General features: G+C 52.4%; 1 rRNA gene. It reads right to left on the reverse strand.

Annotation, left to right across the window (positions count from 1 at the left end):
• Window positions 1–47: 47 nt before the first annotated feature.
• A 16S ribosomal RNA gene (locus tag J3U59_RS11925) occupies window positions 48–1,320 on the reverse strand; the annotation flags it as partial.

Genomic DNA, 1,320 nt, shown 5'->3' on the forward strand with positions numbered 1-1,320 from the left:
GACTCTTTCTAAACAAACAATCTGTGTGAACACTTACGAGCGCTTCGTAAGGAGGTGATCCAACCGCAGGTTCCCCTACGGTTACCTTGTTACGACTTCACCCCAGTCATGGACCACACCGTGGTAAACGCCCTCCCGAAGGTTAAGCTATCTACTTCTGGTGCAACCCACTCCCATGGTGTGACGGGCGGTGTGTACAAGGCCCGGGAACGTATTCACCGTGACATTCTGATTCACGATTACTAGCGATTCCGACTTCATGGAGTCGAGTTGCAGACTCCAATCCGGACTTAGACGTACTTTCTGAGGTCCGCTTGCTCTCGCGAGGTCGCCTCCCTTTGTATACGCCATTGTAGCACGTGTGTAGCCCTGGTCGTAAGGGCCATGATGACTTGACGTCGTCCCCACCTTCCTCCGCTTTATCAACGGCAGTCTCCTTTGAGTTCCCGACCGAATCGCTGGCAACAAAGGATAAGGGTTGCGCTCGTTGCGGGACTTAACCCAACATTTCACAACACGAGCTGACGACAGCCATGCAGCACCTGTCTCACAGTTCCCGAAGGCACTCTCGCATCTCTGCAAGATTCTGTGGATGTCAAGACCAGGTAAGGTTCTTCGCGTTGCATCGAATTAAACCACATGCTCCACCGCTTGTGCGGGCCCCCGTCAATTCATTTGAGTTTTAACCTTGCGGCCGTACTCCCCAGGCGGTCGATTTATCGCGTTAGCTTCGGAGCCCATCACTCTAGGCAACAAACTCCAAATCGACATCGTTTACAGCGTGGACTACCAGGGTATCTAATCCTGTTTGCTCCCCACGCTTTCGCATCTCAGCGTCAGTATCTGTCCAGAAGGCCGCCTTCGCCACCGGTATTCCTCCACATCTCTACGCATTTCACCGCTACACGTGGAATTCTACCTTCCTCTACAATACTCCAGATAACCAGTTTTAAGTGCAATTCCTAGGTTGAGCCCAGGGCTTTCACACCTAACTTAATTATCCGCCTACATGCCCTTTACGCCCAGTCATTCCGATTAACGCTCGCACCCTCCGTATTACCGCGGCTGCTGGCACGGAGTTAGCCGGTGCTTCTTCTGTAATTAACGTCAATTAGTGCACCTATTAGATACACTACCTTCCTCACTACCGAAAGTACTTTACAACCCGAAGGCCTTCTTCATACACGCGGCATGGCTGCATCAGGGTTCCCCCCATTGTGCAATATTCCCCACTGCTGCCTCCCGTAGGAGTCTGGACCGTGTCTCAGTTCCAGTGTGGCTGGTCATCCTCTCAGACCAGCTAGAGATCGTCGCCTTGGT

Source organism: Gilliamella sp. B3783 (genome assembly GCF_026536125.1).
Lineage (GTDB): Bacteria > Pseudomonadota > Gammaproteobacteria > Enterobacterales > Orbaceae > Gilliamella.